Origin of the sequence: Candidatus Enterococcus willemsii (assembly GCF_009933335.1) — a bacterium.
Taxonomy (GTDB): domain Bacteria; phylum Bacillota; class Bacilli; order Lactobacillales; family Enterococcaceae; genus Enterococcus_F; species Enterococcus_F willemsii.
On record NZ_MAEL01000042.1, the window covers coordinates 111,706 to 133,642 of the forward strand.

The 21,937-nt window shown below is 36.1% G+C and carries 19 protein-coding genes and 1 tRNA gene; 11 read left to right on the forward strand and 9 right to left on the reverse strand.

All coding sequences use genetic code 11. The features are described 5' to 3' along the window. Positions 1-119: 119 nt before the first annotated feature. From BAU17_RS14110 to BAU17_RS08275, 5 genes are all read right to left on the reverse strand, one after another. On the reverse strand, positions 120-269 hold the full coding sequence (locus tag BAU17_RS14110) for a hypothetical protein (protein WP_202622298.1): 150 nt from the start codon (positions 267-269) through the stop codon (positions 120-122). A gap of 281 nt (positions 270-550) precedes the next feature. After that, the gene (locus BAU17_RS08260) at positions 551-2,347 is read right to left on the reverse strand and encodes a glycerophosphoryl diester phosphodiesterase membrane domain-containing protein (RefSeq protein WP_161902335.1); all 1,797 of its coding nucleotides are present in this window, start codon (positions 2,345-2,347) and stop codon (positions 551-553) included. Between the two features lie 83 nt (positions 2,348-2,430). Further along, positions 2,431-3,024, reverse strand: coding sequence for a VTT domain-containing protein (locus BAU17_RS08265; RefSeq protein ID WP_161902359.1), 594 nt, complete (start codon positions 3,022-3,024; stop codon positions 2,431-2,433). 82 nt (positions 3,025-3,106) lie between these two features. Then, the gene (locus BAU17_RS08270; RefSeq protein ID WP_161902336.1) at positions 3,107-3,574 is read right to left on the reverse strand and encodes a threonine/serine exporter family protein; all 468 of its coding nucleotides are present in this window, start codon (positions 3,572-3,574) and stop codon (positions 3,107-3,109) included. Further along, positions 3,571-4,332 carry a threonine/serine exporter family protein gene (locus BAU17_RS08275; protein ID WP_161902337.1) on the reverse strand — a complete coding sequence of 254 codons (762 nt, stop codon included), beginning with the start codon at positions 4,330-4,332 and terminating at the stop codon, positions 3,571-3,573. Before BAU17_RS08275 ends, BAU17_RS08270 begins: the two co-directional genes overlap by 4 nt. 314 nt (positions 4,333-4,646) lie before the next feature. On the opposite strand from BAU17_RS08275, the gene BAU17_RS08280 reads away from it, so the two are divergent. Further along, a complete protein-coding gene (locus BAU17_RS08280) occupies positions 4,647-5,219 on the forward strand; it encodes a TetR/AcrR family transcriptional regulator (protein ID WP_161902338.1) in 573 nt (190 codons plus the stop codon). 32 nt (positions 5,220-5,251) lie between these two features. Here the strand turns inward: BAU17_RS08280 and BAU17_RS08285 are convergent. The 3 genes from BAU17_RS08285 to BAU17_RS08295 all read right to left on the reverse strand — a co-directional run bounded on the left by BAU17_RS08285 (position 5,252) and on the right by BAU17_RS08295 (position 7,031). After that, positions 5,252-5,338, reverse strand: a tRNA-Ser gene (locus tag BAU17_RS08285). Between the two features lie 41 nt (positions 5,339-5,379). After that, the gene (locus BAU17_RS08290; protein ID WP_161902339.1) at positions 5,380-6,171 is read right to left on the reverse strand and encodes an AAA family ATPase; all 792 of its coding nucleotides are present in this window, start codon (positions 6,169-6,171) and stop codon (positions 5,380-5,382) included. Positions 6,172-6,227: 56 nt separating this feature from the next. Further along, on the reverse strand, positions 6,228-7,031 hold the full coding sequence (locus BAU17_RS08295) for a Cof-type HAD-IIB family hydrolase (RefSeq protein ID WP_161902340.1): 804 nt from the start codon (positions 7,029-7,031) through the stop codon (positions 6,228-6,230). 282 nt (positions 7,032-7,313) lie between these two features. Between BAU17_RS08295 and BAU17_RS08300 the strand changes: the two genes are divergently transcribed. Beyond that, positions 7,314-8,750, forward strand: coding sequence for an NCS2 family permease (locus tag BAU17_RS08300; protein WP_161902341.1), 1,437 nt, complete (start codon positions 7,314-7,316; stop codon positions 8,748-8,750). A 116-nt stretch (positions 8,751-8,866) separates the two neighbouring features. Continuing rightward, positions 8,867-10,069, forward strand: coding sequence for a multidrug efflux MFS transporter (locus tag BAU17_RS08305; RefSeq protein ID WP_161902342.1), 1,203 nt, complete (start codon positions 8,867-8,869; stop codon positions 10,067-10,069). Between the two features lie 48 nt (positions 10,070-10,117). Here BAU17_RS08305 and BAU17_RS08310 read toward each other — a convergent pair whose 3' ends face one another. Beyond that, positions 10,118-10,309, reverse strand: coding sequence for a YjzD family protein (locus tag BAU17_RS08310; RefSeq protein WP_161902343.1), 192 nt, complete (start codon positions 10,307-10,309; stop codon positions 10,118-10,120). A gap of 112 nt (positions 10,310-10,421) precedes the next feature. Between BAU17_RS08310 and dnaE the strand changes: the two genes are divergently transcribed. From dnaE to BAU17_RS08350, 8 genes are all read left to right on the forward strand, one after another. Then, positions 10,422-13,739, forward strand: a complete 3,318-nt coding sequence (gene dnaE / locus BAU17_RS08315) for a DNA polymerase III subunit alpha (RefSeq protein WP_161902344.1) — start codon at positions 10,422-10,424, stop codon at positions 13,737-13,739. A gap of 154 nt (positions 13,740-13,893) precedes the next feature. Beyond that, positions 13,894-14,856: a 6-phosphofructokinase gene (gene pfkA, locus BAU17_RS08320; RefSeq protein ID WP_161902345.1), complete on the forward strand. Its 963-nt coding sequence runs from the start codon at positions 13,894-13,896 to the stop codon at positions 14,854-14,856. 63 nt (positions 14,857-14,919) lie between these two features. Next, positions 14,920-16,704, forward strand: coding sequence for a pyruvate kinase (pyk, locus tag BAU17_RS08325; protein ID WP_161902346.1), 1,785 nt, complete (start codon positions 14,920-14,922; stop codon positions 16,702-16,704). A gap of 190 nt (positions 16,705-16,894) precedes the next feature. Then, a complete protein-coding gene (locus BAU17_RS08330) occupies positions 16,895-17,446 on the forward strand; it encodes a YceD family protein (RefSeq protein WP_161902347.1) in 552 nt (183 codons plus the stop codon). A gap of 56 nt (positions 17,447-17,502) precedes the next feature. Next, entirely contained in the window at positions 17,503-17,682 is a 180-nt protein-coding gene (gene rpmF / locus BAU17_RS08335; RefSeq protein ID WP_161902348.1) for a 50S ribosomal protein L32, read from the forward strand. 190 nt (positions 17,683-17,872) lie between these two features. Beyond that, positions 17,873-19,294 carry an NADP-dependent phosphogluconate dehydrogenase gene (gndA, locus tag BAU17_RS08340; RefSeq protein ID WP_161902349.1) on the forward strand — a complete coding sequence of 474 codons (1,422 nt, stop codon included), beginning with the start codon at positions 17,873-17,875 and terminating at the stop codon, positions 19,292-19,294. Between the two features lie 148 nt (positions 19,295-19,442). Then, positions 19,443-20,129, forward strand: coding sequence for a response regulator transcription factor (locus BAU17_RS08345; protein WP_161902350.1), 687 nt, complete (start codon positions 19,443-19,445; stop codon positions 20,127-20,129). 26 nt (positions 20,130-20,155) lie between these two features. After that, positions 20,156-21,625, forward strand: coding sequence for a HAMP domain-containing sensor histidine kinase (locus tag BAU17_RS08350; RefSeq protein ID WP_202622301.1), 1,470 nt, complete (start codon positions 20,156-20,158; stop codon positions 21,623-21,625). The last annotated feature ends 312 nt before the right edge of the window (positions 21,626-21,937 follow it).

The following is a 21,937-nucleotide window of genomic DNA, read 5'->3' on the forward strand; positions in this document are numbered from 1 at the left end:
AAATCTCCCTATGTAAAAAAATAATCACCCTCTAATAATACAACAAAACCGTCCTCCATTCGATAATGAAAGACGGTTTTACTTCTTATAATCAGATGAATCCATGCCACTAATCCTTTCTAAGCTAAGTCGTTGAGTTTTTTGATTGCTTTTTCAATTGTCACGCCATATGCGGCACGTGTTTCATCATGTTTATCAATTGCCATAAACATATTTTTTTGTGTATCAAAGACAATTCGATATTCTAAATTTGTTTTTGTAAATGTCATATAAATTCCTCCTTTGTTCTTTTTCAGCCGCTAGATATACTGTAGCACGATTAAAGATAATTTTCAAAAATAACAAACAATTCGTTAACTATTTCTTAAACTTTTTACTTTGATTCTTTTAGACCAATTAATAGACCGATAGCTAGGGTAATAAAAACAACTGTTTGGATAGCAACCATTACGCATTCCTCCTTTGCTTTCCATTATAGGCGTACCGATAATGGAAAGCACGAACAGAGGAGAAAGGATTGTATAACGAAATTGTCATCTTAAACGTAAGATTAGCCAATACCTATGACAAAATTAAACAGCTTGTCTGAATAAGTCATTTCATCTTGATGAGTGATTGCTGCATTTAAAATCCCCATTTGGTCTGTAATAATGCCATCTACGCCATAAAACATCATTCGATCCATAGTATCTTCATCATTGGGTGTCCATACAAAAACTTGTTTGCCATCGCGATGGGCAGAATTAATAAAATTTCGATTCAGCGTGGAGTACTCCATGGTTAAAAAGTCAGCCTCAGTAATTGGCGGTCCTACGAGATTGAAGGGGAGAATATACCCTGCTGTTAGTTCAGGTGCTTGTTGTTTTATTTCTTCCACGACATCAAAAGATAGGCTTTGAAGAATATGTCCTTGCTTTTCTAAGCGTAGACGATATTTTTGTAGAAAAGCAGTAACTAAAGCTTGAATATCTTTTTGTTGTGTTTTGATTTCAATTAATAAGTTTTGGTTCAACTGATCCGCAACATCCAAATAGTCATCAAAAGTTGGCACAGGAGATGTTTGTCCATTTTCTGAAATGGTTAATTTCTTTACTTCAGCAAGAGTTGCTTGCTCGGGTTTTAAATTGACTCCAGTTAGAGATTTAAAATTGAAATCGTGATAAACAATAAATACATCGTCTTTTGTTTGCTGCACATCCATCTCTACATATTTAGGATGAAATTGTTGCGTAGTTTTTTCTAATGCGGCAATTGAATTTTGTACGCCATTTGCATTGCTAACGCCACGATGAGAAGCGGTAATTGGTATCTTTGATGAAGCGTCGGTTAAGTAATTACGGTTATACAAACTAACACCAACGCCAAAGAAAATAGCTGTTATCACAAGTAAACTTTGGATAAAACCAGTATACTTGGCAACTGATTTCTCGTCAGAAAACCATGTAGGTATCGGCGGTAAAAAGCCCTCATCATCCATAAAATCAACGATGACATAAAAAATAGCAATCGTTGAAAGAACAATTTGAATCAATAAGAAAAATTGTAAAAGTGTCATCGCAAAAACAGCGCTTGTTAGAGCGTAGTCACTTAAAAAGTGTTCGACAAGGGTCTGTGTACCAATTACAATTACAAAACTTAAGGAAGTTAAGGTTAATGCTGTCCCAGTAATAATGAATAGTTGCGCAATGATTGCAAAAAAACGTTTTTTCGTTAAATACCAGCTTTCTTTTACTGCGAGTCTAAAGGGACGGTCTCGTAGAATCATTTCAGGTAAAGCAAAAATGAAGCGAATACCCAGATAAATCATCAGTAGATAAAAGAGAATAAAGCTTGAGATGATAATTAATCGGTTTTCAAAAATAAAATCAAGGATAAATGCTGGGATTTTTACTTTTGACAGTAAATCAGACTGAAAAGAAAAGCTACCAATCGGTAAGACTAAAAAGAAATAAAAGAAGAAAAATAGTACCGTTTCAATTCGAATTTTGCGCATTTGCTGAATCGTCATCCGCAATAATTGTCTTAATCGAACGGGCTGTTCTTTTTTTATAAAGTAGACACTCAATAATAAAAAGGTAAATTCAAAAAAGACAGCTAGCACAATTCCAAGTAAAATGATAAACAAAAAGAAGCTTACCCAAGGATGATGTAGGACAATATCACCAAGATTATCAAAAGAAATATAGCGAATATTGCCTCGATGTAAAATAAATTTCGTCGCGTTACTTAAAATCGGAATGAGTAAAAATAACATGAAGCCATGCATTAATAACACATTTTTAAAATAATCTTTTGTACCCTTTAAAAAATCGCGTGCATTAATAAAGCTATGCCTCAAATAGTTCATATAATCACCTACAGCTTTCTACATTCTTCCTCTATTTTACTACAAAAAAATAAGCTATCCAATGAATAGATAGCTTAACGAAGTTATAATAAGTGTGATAGAAAATTACCACCATAAATCAAGGCCATACTGTATAAAAAGATTGAAGCGGGCTTTCCTAAAAGAATGATGGCGATGTATTTTTTAACTGAAATATTTGTCAATCCAGCCATCAGGCAAAGCGCATCATCAGGGCTAACTGGTAAGAAAATAGCCCATGCGAACCACTTATCAAAGCGCGCTTGATTCGTTAACCAGTGTTCATATTTGTTGTAAGTTTTTTCGTTGACTAATCGTAAAACGAGAGCTTTCCCATAATAGCGACTAAGAAAGAAGATGATAATTGAGCCAATACAAATCCCAATGTAATTATATAGAAAGCCTAGATAAGGACCAAATAGTAACACACCGGCAGCTAATGAAATCCCTCCAGGAATGATAGGAATAACCACTTGAATAATTTGAATCAATATAAAAATCAGTGGTCCAACTAGTGGCGAATGTCCAACAATTGTTTGCAAGGCGTTCATATCTTTGAAAACACCTAGTTGGAAAAAATATACAGCTAGTACAATTGTCATTGCCATTCCAGTGAATGAAACAAGATTTAAAAGTCGCTTCGTTGCCGCTACACTCATCATGGTCACGTCCTTTACCTTAGATAATTTGATTATAATAAGTTTATCGGTGAAAGTCATACAACTTTAGACTGAATTTTATTTATTTTAAGGTTTTCTTCAACTTTCGGTTTCTTTGTGCTTGTCGCCACTTCAACAAAATACGCTCAACTAAGCTAGTCATCATAAAAGCAGCTGCAATACTTCCAGCAGTGATAATAACCACAAGAATATTTTCAAACGCTGCAAAATTATTTCCTAAAACAAGTTCGCGGACAGCTTTATAAGCAGGACCACCGGGAACCAATGGCACAAGTGCAGGAATGGTAAAAATAATCATCGGAATTTTTTTCTTGCGTGAAAAGAAGACACTCAGACAACCAATCACAAAAGTTGCTGCAAAATTAGTGATTCCCAAGCCATAGTTACTGGCTTGTAAAACTACATAAACAAGCCAACCCAAACAACCAGTGACACCACTTGCAAGTAAGGCACGGCGTGGAATATTTGTTAGAATGCCAAAAGCAACCGTACTAAAAAAACTTGCGACGACATGAATAGTAAACATCATAGAATGGTCCCTCCAAAAAAAATTAGTGCAGAAGCAATTCCAACGCCTATTGATGCGGCAACAATGACTGCTTCAGTTCCTCGGGCTAAGCCGCTAATTAAATGACCCGCTAAGATATCGCGAAAGGATGTTGTAATTGCAACTCCTGGAACTAAGGGCATGACCGCACCAATAATGATATTGTCAACATTACCTGCGAGTTGTAGCTTGACGAATAAAATAGCTAAAAGACCAATGAAAAAAGAAGCTAGAAAGGTATCGAAAAAGCGAAGGTTAATTAGTTTATTGACCGCATATTTCAAATAATAGGCAAATCCTCCTACCAGAAAAGTAGGAATAAAATCTCTCAACGTTCCCCCAAAAATATACATAAGAAGGCAACTTAAAAAACCTGCACTAAGTACTTGGAGCCAAACAGGAAATCGTGGTGTATCATAATCAATTTTTTTGAGTGAGTTGTGTAATGTGAGTAAATCAATTTTCTTTTCTGCAAACTCTCTGGAAAGTTGATTCACAGCTACTACTTTTTCTAAATCAATGGAACGTTCAGCAACATTTTCGACTTGCGCATAATGACTGCTTCGAAGACCCATAAAAATACCTGTCGCTGTAACATAACTGATACTGTCAGGCTCATTGGCATTGGTTGCAATTCGATTCATCGTATCTTCGACCCGGTAAACTTCTGAACCACTTTCCATCATAATTTTACCTGCTAGTAAACATGTTTCTAAAATTAATTCTCTTGATGCAGTCATGGGCACGCTCCTTGTACATAATTTTCTTTTCGTAACCGTTAAGGTGATTCCATTCTATCGTTTTGCGGTGCAACCTACAAGAAGAGAATATCAAAATAGAATAACATAACGAGTTGTATCGTTTTGTGTTTTCAATTTATTTCCGAAAATTTCTAAAAAAGAAACAAAAAATTTCCAAATTAAACGAAATAATGTCTGAAAGTATGACTCTTATCAAGAATTAATCATTCTAATGTTTTTAAGTGAAAACACTTTAAAAAAAGATGAAACTCGGTTAAAATAACATTAAAGTGAAATTTATAAGGGGGATTACAATGCGACATAAAGTGTATACAAGAGAACACATATTGAAAGCTGCGTATGAGGTTATTGCCAAAGATGGATTCACTAACTTTACAGCAAGAAATGTAGCAAAGAAAATGGGTGTTTCAACCCAACCAATCTACCTTGAGTTTGAGAACATGCAAGATCTAAAAAACAATCTAATTGAAATGGTCTACAAAGAGTTAGAGAAGAAAGTTTTTTCTGTGGAACATACTGGAGATAAACTTGTTGATATGGCCATCAACTATATTGATTTTTCTCAAAATAATCCACGCCTATTTATGGCATTATTTGTTGATGAGCACGGTGGTGGAAAATTGATGTATGAATTTTGTTTCAATTATTTCCGAGAAACAATTCAACAATACCCTGAATATGCGAATTTTTCAGATGATTATTTGAAAGCGTTACATAAAGGGGTTTGGATTGCTATTACCGGTGTGGCTGCATTGATGTCTTCAGGAATTGTTGAACCCACGCGTCAACAAATTGTCGGTGTCATTAATCAAACCATTGAATCTATTTTACGGACAGAAACATTTGAAAATGTTAAAAGCCAGTGAATTTTCACTGGCTTTTTGTTTGGTTATAGGTAAGGAGAGTACGGGATTTGAACCCGTGCACCGCTTATCACGGCTCGCTGGATTTCGAGTCCAGTGCATTACCACTCTGCCAACTCTCCACAAGGAATATTTTCTTCCTTTTTGCTAAAAAATGCAAGAGCTATCTCTTGTTGTTAAAAAAATCTTGATACAGCTGAACAACAGGAAGATCGTTCCATTGTTTCATAAAGATGCCTTCTTGGTCAAATGAATAAATCGTTCCTTCTAAACCGCCCAAAAGTAGAGGTGAATGACTAGCAATAATAAATTGCACATTCAAGAAACGAGCAGCGTGATGCAGTTGTTGGATTAATTGTAATTGTTTTTCTGGTGAAAGAGAGGCTTCTGGTTCATCTAATAGATAAAGGCCATTAGGCTGGATATAGTCTTCAAATACTTGCAACGCTGTTTCTCCATTTGAATACTTCTCTTGCGCGAATGTTCGTCGTGCCATCTGTTGTTTCATGGCGTAAGAATCTTTATGGGCGGCAATTTGTTCTTTCGTCATGCCTAATTGCTGCCGTTCATATAGATATCCTTCACGTTGGATGGCTTCTTGTTGGATTTTTTTTATTTCGTATAAAATATCTTCACTTTTGATATAGCGACTGTTTTCTGGAATTTTTTGTCTACGACCAGCATCATCTTCATCAAGGAGCACGGCACTTTCTTTTAGATAGCGTCCCCAATAATCATCACCTAAGGTCCGAGTAGCTTCAGCGCCAGGCAATTGTAAATGTGAAGCCAGTAAGTTTAAAATAGTTGATTTTCCTGAACCGTTGTCTCCATATAAAAAAGTAATAGTATCAAAAACCAAATGCTCTGATGCATATACATTCAAGACGCAATAAGGGTAAATATTCGGACCAGGCAAGATAGAATCCGATAATTTAAGTCCGCGTAAATAACGCACAGTAGTATCATCCTTTCAAAAAAAGAACCGTAAGAAAGCATCTTACAGTTCATTGCTTACAAGGCTAAATATTTTTCCAAGTAATTAGCTAAGCCGTCTTCTTCATTGGTATCGGAAGTCACATCATTTGCGACCCCTTTTAGTTGATCGGTACCGTTCTTCATTGCGACACCCCAACCAGCATAATCTAATAATTCTAAATCATTGTGTTCATCACCAAAAGCAATGACGTCTTTTTGATCGATATTAAGAGAATCTGCGATTACTGAAACAGACATAGCTTTTTGAACCCCTTTAGGAACGATTTCCAAAATAGCATTAGGTCCACCCCAAGTTCGAACATCAATTTGATTTGCAAATTGTTTAGTTAAAGAATCAGAAACATGCGATGAAAATTCATGCTTGGTTTTAATTAATAGAGAAGTAGGGTCAGTGGTTAAATTTGTAAATAAATTGGCTTCTGTGACAGTATCAGTTGCAAAGAAATGACCTTCAAAATCATTTAAGTCATTGATATAAAAAGTTTCTCGATTTTCAGCAGCAACGAAATCAAGTTTCAATTTTTCTTTTTGTGCTAGAATATCAAAAGCAATTTCTTTTGATAGAGAGATTTCACGCTCGAATTCCCATTGTTGATAAGGCTTATGCACAAGACCACCATTAAAGTTAACCATTGGTGTATCTAATTTTAGTTGACGATAAAATTGTTCACTCATTCGAAATGGTCGACCGGTAGCGATACTGACATAATGTCCTGCTTTTTTGGCTTTTTCTAATACTTCTGCTGTTCGTAAGCTAATTAAAGATTGATTATTTAGCGTAGTTCCATCTAAGTCAATAGCAATTAATTTTTGTGACATATAACTACTCCTTTTCTTTATGAAATGCAAGTTAAGTGTACCATAAGACGTATGTTTGACAAAGTTTTCTGAATATCCTTAAAAATTTTCAGTTTTGTTTTTCATTTGTTTGTCAGTAAAACACGAACGTTTTGACGTTTGTAATAAAAATTTGTTAATAAAATATTGAAAGTTTCAGAAACAAAAACTATAATCGATAATTGTTCAGTGGAAAGACAAGGTTGCATTTATTCTTAAGAATTTCTTTCCACAATAGATAGAAAGTAGGAGTGAAACAAATCAATGGAAAACTTTTTCAAGTTGAAAGAAAATAAGACAACTGTTTCAACAGAAATAATGGCGGGGATTACCACCTTTTTTGCAATGAGTTATATTCTTTTTGTAAACCCAGCTATTTTATCAGCTTCTGGCATGCCATTTCAAGCGGTATTCTTAGCAACAATTATTGCTGCCATTATTGGAACATTAATTATGGGATTATTTGCGAATGTTCCTTATGCGCAAGCACCAGGTATGGGGCTGAATGCTTTCTTTACGTTTACAGTCGTTTTTGGATTAGGGTACTCTTGGCAACAAGCTTTAGCAATGGTATTTATCTGTGGTCTAATTAATATTTTTATTACGATTACTAAAATTCGTAAACTAATTATTCGTGCAATTCCTGAAAGTATGCAACATGCAATTGGTGGGGGAATTGGGATTTTCGTCGCTTATGTCGGAATTAAAAATGCGAATTTATTAAATTTTTCAGCCGATTCTGGAGCGATTACTAGTTCAGTCGTTGAAGGTGATGCAGCGGTCAATGTGACGATGAATGGTGGCATTGTTCCCGGCTTAGCAAACTTTAATAACTCGCCAATGATATTGGCATTGATTGGCTTAGTATTGATGACTATTTTGGTTGTTAAAAATGTTCGTGGCGCGGTTCTGATTGGGATTGTGGGAACAACGATTATTGGTATTTTAATGGGTGTGGTCGATTTAGGAGCGATTGATTGGAAAGCTAATTCATTAGGAAGCTCATTTGGTGAATTAAAAACTACTTTTGGAGCTGCTTTTGGACCAGAAGGAATGCAATCATTGTTTAGTGATTCCGCAAAGATTCCTCAAGTAATTATGACGATTATTGCATTTAGTTTATCTGATACTTTTGACACCATTGGTACATTTATTGGAACGGGACGTCGTACGGGCATCTTCTCTCAAGAAGATGAAGATGCGTTAGAAGATAGCAGAGGGTTTAATACTAAAATGGATCGTGCGTTGTTTGCTGATGCTGTAGCAACATCGATTGGAGCCGTTTTTGGTACATCAAATACGACGACTTTTGTTGAATCAGCAGCTGGGATTGGTGCTGGTGGACGAACAGGTCTGACTTCGGTCGTTGTAGCAGCAATGTTTGCTTTAAGTAGTTTATTCTCACCAATTATTTCAATTGTACCTGCACAAGCGACAGCGCCAGCATTAATTTTAGTTGGTGTGATGATGATGGCATCATTCAAAGATATCAATTGGACTGACTTGGAAGAGGCTGTACCAGCTTTCTTTGCTTCGATCTTTATGGGGCTTTGTTATTCTATCTCATACGGAATCGCTGCAGGATTTATTTTCTTTACAATTGTGAAAGTTGTCAAAGGAAAAGTCAAAGAAGTCTCACCAATCCTTTGGGTAGTGGATGCATTATTCATTTTAAATTTTGTTATTTTAGCAATCTTATAAGAAATCAAAACATTCTTATTCATGGCAATGCTATTGAATAGGAATGTTTTTTTATGCTCAATTAATTTGAAAATTTCAGAAAAAGGGCTATAGTTGAAGGGAAAGAAGGTTTGTGTATGAAGATTGATTGGAAGAAAAACTTATTGATTTCTTGGATAGGCTGCTTTTTTACAGGTGCGAGTATCAGTTTGGTCATGCCGTTTATTCCACTCTATATTGAAGAACTAGGAGCACCAACAGATCAGATTGAGCTATTTTCCGGACTAGCGATCTCCGTTACAGCATTTGCTGCAGCAATTGTAGCACCTATTTGGGGCAACCTTGCTGACCGAAAAGGTCGACGTTTAATGATGATTCGTGCATCAGCAGGAATGACCATTACGATGGGCGCTTTGGCGTTTGTACCAAATGTATACTGGTTGTTGGTGATGCGTTTTCTAAATGGTATTTTGTCAGGATATATTCCTAATGCGACCGCGATGATTGCTTCTCAAGCACCTAAAGAAAAAAGTGGTTGGGCGTTAGGTACATTAGCGACAGGTGCAATTGCTGGTAATTTGATTGGTCCTTCGATGGGTGGCGCTTTGGCAGAATTATTTGGGATGAAAAATGTTTTTATCATTACGGGAACCGTATTGTTAATCACCGCGTTATTAACGATATTTATGGTCAAAGAAGATTTTACGCCAGTTGAGAAAACAGATATGCTTACAATGAAAGAAATTTTTATGAAAATGAATAATGTCCAAATATTGATTGGCTTGTTTGTGACGTCATTGATTTTACAAGTGGGTATGACGAGTATTAGCCCTATTTTGACTTTATACATTCGTCAATTAAGTGGCAATACAAGTAATATTTTATTTGTTAGTGGATTAATTGTTTCGATAGCCGGTGTATCAGCTATTATTTCTTCACCTATTTTAGGAAGACTCGGCGATAAAATCGGAAACCACAAAATTTTACTTGGTGGTTTGATTGGGTCATTAGTTTGTTTTATTCCGATGGGATTCGTTTCATCACCGATGCAACTAGGAATTTTGCGTTTCTTATTAGGATTTTCAACAGGCGCATTAATGCCGTCAATTAATACGTTAATTAGCAAGATTACTCCCTCGGAAGGTGTTAGTCGCATTTATAGTTATAATCAAATGTTTACCAATTTTGGCCAAGTGTTAGGGCCTCTTGTGGGTTCAACTGTTGCACATGGATTAGGTTATCCAGCTGTTTTTTGGGTAACGAGTTGTTTTGTCGTGTTTAATATTTGTTTGTCCTTGTTTAATTTTAGAAAGTATTTGAAAAAAGATACAATTAGTTGAAAAGAAAAAAAAACCAGTTACAATTAATGTAATTGGTTTTTTTCTTTTTTAAGAATGGCTGGAATGGTTCTTTTCTTTGGGCATTGCGACTTGGCCAATTAAAATAATCAACAAAGCAACAATAAAAGAGAAGATAAGTGTCAATTGGAAATCATAAGGGGTACTTGTTAAAGCTCCCCCAAGGAAACCAACCACTTGACCTAAAATAAGTGCCCAGATAATTGTTACAAGGTAGCGCATTGCTACACCTTCTTTCAATTCGTAAGTTGGATGGCTTAAGTTTACCACATTTTTTTAAGTTGTAAAGACTTTCACTTTTTTTCACAAAGATTAATTATAGGGGGAATCCTAGATGAATGCGACTCAATTAACTGCTGTCACATCTTATTCATTGCTACAAAGTACAATTCAAATTCCTCAATATGTTCAGCAAGCCAAACAGCTAGGCTATCAACAACTAGGAATAACCGATGTCAATAATTTACATGGGGCGTTGGAATTTTTTCAGAGTTGTCAGAAAGAAGGCGTGAAACCGTTGATTGGTTTGTTACTCACGTATCAATCAGTCATTACTGAACAGGAACATGAGCTCTTCTTTTTTGCTAAAAATTTGTCTGGCTATCAGCTACTAATGAAATTATCTAGCCAAAAGATGATTACAGGCACCATTGAAATAACTAATTTTGCCTCTTCGGATGTCTATATTATTTTACCAGAGCAAAGTGAAGTTCATACTTTATTAATGGAAGACAGTAAACTAGGAGAAGAAAAAATTCAACAATGGCAACAACTATTTGGTAAAGAAAATATTTTTTATGGAGTAGGGTATCAACAAAATGTTGCAGCAAAAGTACAAGACTGGATGCAACATCATGAGGTACGACCAGTTGCTTATCAATTAATCGATACATTGCACGAAGAAGAGACATTTGCAGTCAATGTGCTGCATCATATCAAAAATGGCACGCAAATCACTGATTTACGCGAAGAGTTGCAACAAGTATCAAAAAATCGCTATTTGGTTTCGGCTGACGAACAATATCAATGGTTCCAAACGAACTATCCAGAAGCATGGGAACAAAAAGAAATGCTAGCTGCCCATTGCCAGGTAGAAATCCCAACACATCAAACATTATTACCGCATTATCCACTGGAGAAGCAGTCAGCGCAAACATTTCTGCAAGAGCTTTGTCTGCGCTTATTGCCTGAACGAGTACCCAATTATACGCAAGCCTACCAAGAGCGTTTACTGTACGAATTATCAGTGATTCATAAGATGGGCTTTGATGATTATTTCTTAATTGTTTGGGATGTAATGGCATTTGCGCATCGTCAACAAATTGTGACGGGTGCAGGACGGGGATCTGCGGCAGGTTCGTTAGTGGCGTACGTGCTATCAATTACCGATGTAGATCCGATTGAATACAATTTATTATTCGAACGATTTTTAAACCCAGAGCGATACACTATGCCTGATATCGATTTAGATATTCCCGATAATCGACGCGAGGAAGTGTTGCTCTATGTTAAAGAAAAATATGGACAAGAACATGTGGCGCAGATTGCTACTTTTGGTACCATGGCAGCCAAAATGGTATTACGAGATGTCAGTCGTGTGTTTGGATTATCGCAAAGTGAAGCAAATCGTTGGTCGAAAGCTGTCCCCAATGCATTAAAAATGACATTAGCTAAAGCTTATGAAGAATCAAAGGCGTTAAGAGAGCTCGCTTCTTTAAATGAGCGAAATCATCAACTATTTCAAGTGGCGAAAATCCTAGAAGGTCTACCTCGACATGTTTCGACCCACGCCGCCGGAATTGTGATTAGTGATGAGAAATTATCCGATGTTGTCCCTCTACAAGCCGGTTCAGAAGAAATTTGGCTGACACAATTTACTATGAACGATGTGGAAACAACTGGGCTATTAAAAATGGATTTCTTAGGATTACGGAATTTATCTATTATTGATGATACGTTACAAGGGATTCGCCAAGTATTGAAACAAACAATCATCCAAAAAGAAATTCCTTTAGACGATGATGAGACGTTACGCTTGTTCCAACAAGGAGAAACTGCCGGTGTCTTTCAATTTGAATCAGCTGGAATTCGGAATGTTTTACGCCGTCTGCATCCCGAAAGCATTGAAGATATTGCCGCTGTCAATGCTCTGTATCGTCCAGGACCAATGCAAAATATTGATACCTTCATTCGTCGCAAGCAAGGAAAAGAAGCAATTACCTATCTTGATACACGCTTAGAACCTATTTTAGCAAACACTTATGGCATTATCGTGTATCAGGAACAAATTATGCAAATCGCCTCACAAATCGCAGGCTTTACTTTAGGGCAAGCGGATATGTTACGTCGAGCAATTAGTAAAAAGAACAAAGGCATACTTGATGAAGAAAGACGCCATTTTGTGACTGGCTCTATCAAAAATGGTCTCACAGAAACTAAAGCCAATGAACTTTACAATTATATTGAGCGTTTTGCTGACTATGGTTTTAACCGATCACATGCATTTGCGTATTCGTTTGTAGGGTTTCAAATGGCGTATCTGAAAGTCCATTACCCTGCACCATTTTACAAAGCTTTGTTACAATCGGTGCGACAAAATCCAACAAAAGTCAAAGAATACATGAATGAAGCACGCAAAAGAAAAATAAAATTGTTGCCTCCATCCATTAATCGAAGTGGTTATGGATTTTGGTTATCAGCAGTGGATGAAATCCGTTTTGGTTTAAGCACAGTTAAAGGCGTTCGTCGTGACTTTTTGAAAGATATTTTGGAAGAGCGCAAAGAAAATGGTGCGTATCGCTCCGTCGACCAATTTTTATCTCGCTTGGCACAGCGTAATTCGAAATGGCTGAAAGAAGAGTTAATTAGACCGCTGATTGATGTAGGTGCATTTGATGAAATCATTACCAATCGACGCCAAACGGTCACAAACTTAGATGGGAAAATTCAAAATGTCCTGTATAGTGGTGGGAGTATGGATTTACTGGAAGTGATGACTCTAAAAGAGCAAGAAACCGCAGAATATACGTTGGAAGAAAAATTGGGACTGGAAGAGGAATTATTAGGTGTTTATCTGTCAGGACATCCAGTGGAACAATTTACAAAAGTACGTCAATGGAAGAAAGTTCAAGAAGTTGCTACCGTTATTCCTAATCAGTCGACAAAATTATTGCTGTACATCAAGAATATTCGCGAAATTCGTACTAAAAAGGGAGAGCAAATGGCGTTTATTGAAGGAGATGACACAAGTGGTGAAATCTCAGTAACTGTTTTCCCGACCGTTTATCGCCAAATTAGACATAAATTAGCGGGAAATCGAGTTATACTTGTTGAAGGTAAGGTGGAAACAAGCAATTATAATGGCGAATTACAAGTGTTAGCACACAAAATAGAATTAGCTGACCAATTAGAGCAACAGATTGCAAATGAAACATGCTATCTGCGTATTAATGAACAAGCAGATGAGCAAGCAATTTTAGCTCAATTTTCTCAAGTCCTTCGTACGTATTCTGGAAATGTGCCAATTCTTTTATTTTTTGAAAAAAATCATCGGAAACAATTAGTGGATGAAAAAAACTGGATTGTGCATACAAGTGCAAGCGAAGAGCAATTAAAGGCTATTTTTGGTGAGAAAAATGTCATCTTTAAATAGTTTTCAGTAATTTTTCAATAATAACTTCCATTTTTTTCTTCATAATTCAAGACATTTACGTGGATTAATGGTAAAATACTAGTCGTGGTTAATGCTTAAATAGCAATTAATTGAAATTTACTAAAATATAAATTTTAATGAGGTGAAATTGAATATGAAACGCATCGGAATCTTAACCAGTGGCGGCGATGCTCCTGGTATGAATGCTGCGATTCGTGCGGTAACTCGTAAAGCAATTTTCAACGGAATGGAAGTCTACGGAATCAATTATGGTTTTGCAGGATTGGTTGCAGGAGATATTCGTCGTTTAGAAGTTGCGGATGTTGGCGACAAAATTCAACGTGGTGGAACGTTCTTGTATTCTGCTCGTTACCCTGAATTTGCGACAGAAGAAGGACAATTGAAAGGTATCGAACAATTGAAAAAATTCGGTATTGAAGGTTTAGTGGTTATCGGCGGTGACGGTTCGTACCATGGTGCAATGGCACTGACAAAACGTGGTTTCCCAGCAGTCGGTATTCCAGGAACAATCGATAACGATATTCCAGGTACTGATTTTACAGTTGGGTTTGATACAGCTATTAATACCGTATTGGATTCATTAGACCGTATTCGTGACACAGCAACTTCACATGTTCGTACATTCATTATTGAAGTGATGGGACGTAATGCAGGTGATATTGCTTTATGGGCAGGTGTTGCTGGTGGAGCAGATGAAATCGTGATTCCTGAACATGATTTTGATATGGCGACTATCGCCAAACGTATCCAAGAAGGGCGTGACCGTGGCAAGAAACATTGCCTAATCATCTTAGCCGAAGGTGTAATGGGCGGTAACGAATTTGCGGATAAATTAAAAGAATACGGTGATTTCCATGCACGCGTATCTATTTTAGGACATGTTGTTCGTGGTGGTTCACCAAGTGCACGTGACCGTGTGTTAGCAAGTAAATTTGGTGGCTTTGCCGTTGAATTGTTACTAGAAGGTAAAGGCGGATTATGTATTGGTATGCGTGATAATCAAATTATTGCATCTGATATTGTAGATACTTTAGAAAATCATAAGCACCAACCAGACCTTTCTTTATATAGTTTAAATCAAGAACTATCATTTTAATGAAGCAATATGTTGTTTTGAAAAACAGTAGATTATAAAAAACGAATAGGAGCAAATCATTCAATGAAAAAAACAAAAATCGTTAGTACCTTAGGACCAGCTAGTAATACTGTCGAAATCATCTCTCAATTAATTGAGTCAGGAGCAAATACATTCCGCTTTAACTTCTCTCATGGTGACCATGAAGAACAATTGGCACGTATGACATTGGTTCGTGAAGCAGTGAAAGCAACAGGCAAAGACGTAGCGATTCTTTTAGATACTAAAGGAGCTGAAATTCGTACAACTGTTCAAGATACAACAGATGCGGATTATGGTCGCGCTGGATATATCCAATTTAACGTAGGCGATATTACTCGTATTGCAATGGATCCAGAATTAAAAGGAACAAAAGAAAAAATTGCCGTAACATACACAGGTTTATATGATGATGCTCGTGTTGGCGGTCACATCTTATTTGATGATGGTCTAATCGACATGGAAGTTATTGAAAAAGATGAAGCAAACCGTGAATTAGTAGTTGAAGTGAAAAACAACGGTATGTTAGGTTCTCGTAAAGGTGTCAACGCACCAGGAATCTCAATCAGTTTACCAGGTATTACTGAAAAAGATGCAGAAGATATTCGTTTTGGTTTAGAGAATGACATTGACTTTATCGCTGCAAGTTTTGTGCGTAAAGCTCAAGATGTCCTTGAAATTCGTGAAATTTTAGAAGAGAAAAACATGACACATGTTCAAATCTTTTCTAAAATCGAATCACAAGAAGGAATTGACAATATCGAAGAAATCTTAAAAGTTTCTGATGGTATCATGGTTGCTCGTGGTGACATGGGTGTAGAAATTCCTGCTGAATTGGTACCAATGGTTCAAAAAGATATTATTAAAAAATGTAATGCAGCTGGTAAATCAGTTATCACTGCCACTCAAATGTTAGAATCAATGCAAACAAATCCACGTCCAACACGTGCCGAAGCATCTGACGTTGCCAACGCTGTGTTTGATGGAACAGATGCAACAATGCTATCTGGTGAATCAGCAAATGGTTCTTACCCAGTTGAAGCTGTAGCAACAATGGCTCGTATTGATATTGAAGCTGAAAAAGCAATGTTAAAATTAGGCACATATCAAATCAACCAATTTGATAAAACTGATGTAACAGAAACAATTGGTTTATCTGTTGCACGTGCAGCGAAAAACTTAGGCGTAAAATGTATCGTAGCAGCAACTGAATCAGGGCATACTGCGAAAATGATTTCTAAATATCGTCCAGATGCAGATATTTTAGCTGTGACATTTGATGAACGTACAAAACGTGGTTTAATGCTAAACTGGGGTGTTTATCCAACAGTTACTGAAAAACCATCTACGACAGATGAAATGTTTGATTTAGCAACGAAAAAAGCTGTTGAATTAGGTTTCGCTGAAGAAGGCGATTTAATCTTAATTACTGCCGGTGTACCAGTCGGTGAACGTGGAACAACAAACGTGATGAAAATTCAATTAATCGGTTCTAAATTAATTGAAGCACAAGGTGTCGGTGGACGTACAGTTGTTGCGAATGCAGTGGTTGCTTCAACAGCCGAAGAAGCAATTGCAAAAGCGAAAGATGGTATGGTATTAGTTGTTCCTACAACAGATAAAGAATATATGCCTGCAATCGAAAAAGCAGCCGCTTTAGTCGTTGAAGATGGTGGTTTAACGTCACATGCTGCAGTAGTGGGTATTGCAAAAGATCTTCCAGTTATTGTTGGTGCAAAAGATGCAACAACAGTTATTCAAGACGGTGAGTTGGTTACTGTTGACCCTCGTCGTGGTATTATCTACCGTGGAGAAACAACAGCAATCTAATAGATGCTTAAAAGCAGAGGTTCGACCTCTGCTTTTTTTGTTTAAAATTTAAAATAAATTATCAATAAAAAGCGAATAAATAACAGAGTATCCGACTTTTTAGTCTTTGAAAAGGGTGTCAAGAAAATTTCATTGACAAAGCGAAATAACCTCTGTATAATAGCTTTTGTTGCTTAGAGGTGATGAAAAAATGAAATGGTCTTTATTAGAATTAAGAAAATACCAAGACATGCCGCTAACGTTTGAAGAGACACTTTCTCTGAAAGACGAATTGATGGAGCGGGATAATCAAATAATCGATTTAGCTCCCGTAAATGTAAAGGGGATTGTCACAGTTAATAAGAGTGAATATATTTTACATTATTCTGTGGAAACAACAATTACTGTTCCATCTACTCGTTCATTAGAACCTGTAGATTTACCATTACAATTTACAGTCAATGAAATTTTCATGACACCGGAGCAATATCAGCAAAGAGATGAATTAGTTCCAGAAGAAGAGATTCTAATTTTAGAAACTCAAACACTTGATTTGGATGATTCAATTGCTGATAACATTCTACTGGCGATTCCTATGCAAGTCTTAACTGAGGAAGAAAAATCATCAAATGATTTACCTTCTGGTGACGGCTGGGTTGTATATTCGGAAGAAGACTTCCTACAACAACAAGAATCAAAAGAAGAAATCACTATTGATCCTCGTCTTGCAAAGCTATCTTCATTATTTGAGGAAGAAGAGTAAGATTGGAATAAATCGCAGCCATATGGCTGCTTGCAATTTTAAGGAGGTGTAGCAAAATGGCAGTACCAGCTAGAAGAACTTCAAAAGCTAAAAAAGCTAAACGTCGTACACACTACAAATTATCTATTAACGGATTAAACGAGTGCCCGAACTGTGGAGAAATGAGAAAAAGTCATCACGTTTGCGGAAACTGTGGACATTACGATGGTAAAGATGTAGCAACAAAAGAAGCTTAATTCATTTTTTACAGAAAATGGATTTCAAACCTTAGGCTAACCATGGGGCCTAAGGTTTATTTTTTTGTCCTATTTTCGCAAAATTCCAAAAAAATTACAAACTAAGTCACTTTTGATTCAAATGAATGAAGTTTTGCGTTATAATGAGAGAGATTAAAAATTTCCAATGATTGATTTAGGAGGAGTTCAGATGACAAAACAACAAATCGGCGTTGTTGGCATGGCCGTAATGGGTAAAAATTTAGCGTTGAATATTGAAAGCCGTGGCTATTCGGTGGCGCTATATAACCGTACTGGTTCAAAAACAGAAGAAGTTGTAAATGAAAACCCAGATAAAAACTTAAAGGGAACATATAGTGTGGAAGAGTTTGTCAATTCTATTGAAAAACCACGTCGTATCGTTTTGATGGTACAAGCAGGTCGTGGAACAGATGCGACAATTCAAACATTATTGCCTCATTTAGATAAAGGTGATGTTCTAATTGATGGTGGAAATACATTCTTCCAAGATACTATTCGTCGTAGCAATGAATTAGCAGATTCAGGTATCAACTTTATTGGAACTGGTGTTTCAGGCGGAGAAGAAGGTGCGTTAAAAGGTCCTTCTATTATGCCAGGTGGACAAAAAGAAGCCTACGAATTAGTGGCACCTATTTTAGAACAAATTTCTGCAAAAGCTGAAGACGGGACGCCATGCGTAACTTACATTGGTCCTGATGGTGCTGGCCATTATGTTAAAATGGTTCATAACGGGATTGAATATGGCGACATGCAATTAATTGCTGAGTCTTATGATTTAATGAAAAACATTTTGGGATTATCAGTGGATGAAATGGCTGATATTTTTGCTGAGTGGAATAAAGGCGAATTAGATAGTTTCTTAATTGAAATTACAGCCGATATTTTAACCCGTAAAGATGATTTAGGTACAGGCCAACCGATTGTTGATGTTATCCTAGATGCAGCAGGTAACAAAGGGACAGGTAAATGGACTAGTCAAAGTGCATTAGACTTAGGGGTACCATTACCATTAATTACAGAGTCAGTATTTGCGCGTTATATCTCAGCGTATAAAGACGAACGCGTTCAAGCAAGTAAAATCTTACCAAAACCAGCAACTTACACATTTGACGGGGATAAAAAAGAATTCATTGAAAAAATTCGTCAAGCGTTATACTTTAGCAAAATCATGAGTTATGCACAAGGTTTCGCACAGTTGCGTTCTGCTTCAAAAGAGTACAATTGGGGTTTACCATTTGGTGAAATAGCAAAAATCTGGCGTGCTGGCTGTATTATTCGTGCCCAATTCTTACAAAAAATCACCGATGCTTATGATAAAGAAGCTGATTTAGAAAACTTGTTACTAGATGATTACTTTAAAGATATCACAGCGAACTACCAACAAGCAGTTCGTGATGTCGTGGCATTAGCTGTACAAGCAGGTGTACCTGTACCAACGTTCTCGTCAGCGATTTCTTATTTTGATTCTTATCGTTCAGATCGTTTGCCAGCAAATATTATTCAAGCACAACGTGATTACTTTGGTGCGCACACTTATGAACGTACAGACCGTGAAGGTATCTTCCATTATTCATGGTATGACGAAAAATAAAGTCAATTTTGTATAAATGAAAAAGAGATTCAGCAATTCTGAGAAGAATTAGTTGAATCTCTTTTTTAATTTAGCGTTCCATGATATTATTGGAATAGCATTTTATCCCAATAATATGTAAAGAATAAAAAAAGGAGACTACAATTAAATGAGTAATATTCTAATTATAGAAGATGAAAAAAACCTAGCTCGATTTGTAGAATTAGAATTAAAACATGAAGGCTATACAACAGAAGTTCATTATAACGGAAGAACAGGCTTAGATGCAGCGCTAAATAATGAATGGGATGCTATTTTACTTGATTTGATGTTACCAGAATTAAACGGCTTAGAAGTTTGCCGTCGGATTCGTCAAACAAAAAATACACCAATTATTATGATGACAGCAAGAGATTCTGTTATCGATCGAGTGTCTGGTTTGGATCATGGAGCAGATGATTACATCGTAAAACCATTTGCAATTGAAGAATTATTAGCTCGTTTACGTGCATTGTTACGTCGAATTGATATTGAAGGCGATAAAAACGTCGCAAAACAAACCACAATTACTTACCGCGATTTAACAATTGAAAAAGAAAATCGTGTCGTGCGCCGTGGTTCTGAAATTATCGAATTGACGAAGCGTGAATATGAATTATTGCTAACGTTGATGGAAAATGTCAATGTTGTTTTAGCTCGTGATGTTTTATTAAACAAAGTTTGGGGCTATGAAACAGAAGTTGAAACGAACGTTGTCGATGTATATATTCGCTATTTGCGTAATAAAATTGATGTTCCAGGAGATGAAAGTTATATCCAAACTGTCCGTGGAACAGGATATGTGATGCGTTCGTGAAACGTTTAAAAGAAAAAATTATTGCCATGTTAGAACTACGAAAGCCTTCTTTGACGAAGAAGTGGGCTTTTGCAAGTTCTTTCTTTATATTCGTTGTTTTTACAATCTTTGCAGTTATTACTTATAAATCTTCGGTCGCCCTATTTGTGGAAAAAGAGCGTAAAAATGCGGAAGATACAACGTATGAAATAGTGTCACGTTTGGCTAATGCAAATAGCCAATTAAGCTTGGTAAATACGTATCGTAATTTGACAAACAGTTCAAATAGTGAAAATCCAATGTATGACAGAACATCCACATTAGAAGGCATGTTAATGCAAATTGATCCATTTATCTCTGAGTTAGGTCAACCAGAACTAACATTATATGTTTATAATTTAAACGAAGAATTAGTATTTAAAACACGGGATAAAGAGATCCAACTTATACAAAATGAGCCTAAATCGCCAAGTGTTGTTACCGTGGACGGTTTAACAGGGTTTATTTTAGTTCAACCGGTCTATTCAAAAGAAACGCGCGAAAAAATTGGTTATGCGCAAACTTTCTATGAATTGACATCTTTTTATGCAATTCGTAATCGTTTATTGACACTTTTGATTATTGTGGAGCTTATTTCTGTTTTTGTTAGTAGTATTTTAGGCTATTGGTTGTCTTCATACTATTTGAAACCAGTGAAAATTCTAAGAGATACCATGGAAACTATTCAAAAAGACCCGCAAACCGATATTCATGCACCAAAAATCAATACTCGTGATGAGCTGGCAGATTTAGCTGATATTTTTAATGGCATGTTAGATCGAATGCGTTCTTATACAGAACAACAAGAACAATTTGTTGAAGACGTGTCACATGAATTACGGACTCCGGTTGCGGTTATTGAAGGGCATTTGAATATGTTGAATCGTTGGGGGAAAGATGATCCTGAAATTCTAGAAGAATCATTAGCTGCTAGTATGCAAGAGATTAGTCGGATGAAGACCCTCGTACAAGAAATGTTGGATCTTTCGAGAGCTGAACAAGTAGATATTCATTATGGTAATGAAACGACTCAAGCCAAAGAAGTGGTCTATCAAGTTTTTAATAATTTTAAAATGTTATATCCAGAATTTACGTTTACATTAGATGATGATTTATCTTCAGAACAAATATTAAAAATTTATCGTAACCACTTTGAACAAATTTTGATTATTATTTTAGATAATGCAGTAAAATATTCAACCGATCGAAATGAAGTTCATGTCTCGATTTCTAAAAATTCCCATGAACTTGAACTTGTGATTCAAGATTTTGGCGAAGGGATATCCGAAGAGGATCTTGAGAAAATCTTCAATCGATTCTATCGAGTAGATAAAGCTCGTGCGCGGACAAAAGGTGGAAATGGGTTGGGTCTCTCGATTGCGAAACAATTAATCGCAAGTTATAAAGGTAAAATCGTTGCTGAAAGTAGTTTAGGGCAAGGAACCTTATTTAGAATTTATATTCCCTTGGCAAAATAAAATACACTTGTTGAAATTTAGACGAAAATTACCGATAAAATGATTTGTTTTTTTGGGAAAAATCATGAATTAACCGAACAAAAGGAAGCGAAACTTTTTTAAATTTCGCTTCCAATTTTTTTTGTAAAATATTGTCTTTTTTTTGTTGCATTTTAGCTTAAGAATTGCTATATTAATACATGTCCTCAATGACAGACAACGAAATAAATAAATTTCAAAAAAGTTGTTGACGGATTTAAAAACACATGATATTATAACGAAGTCGCAATTTTAGAAAAAGAAATTTTCGTTGATACATCAACAAAATTAATT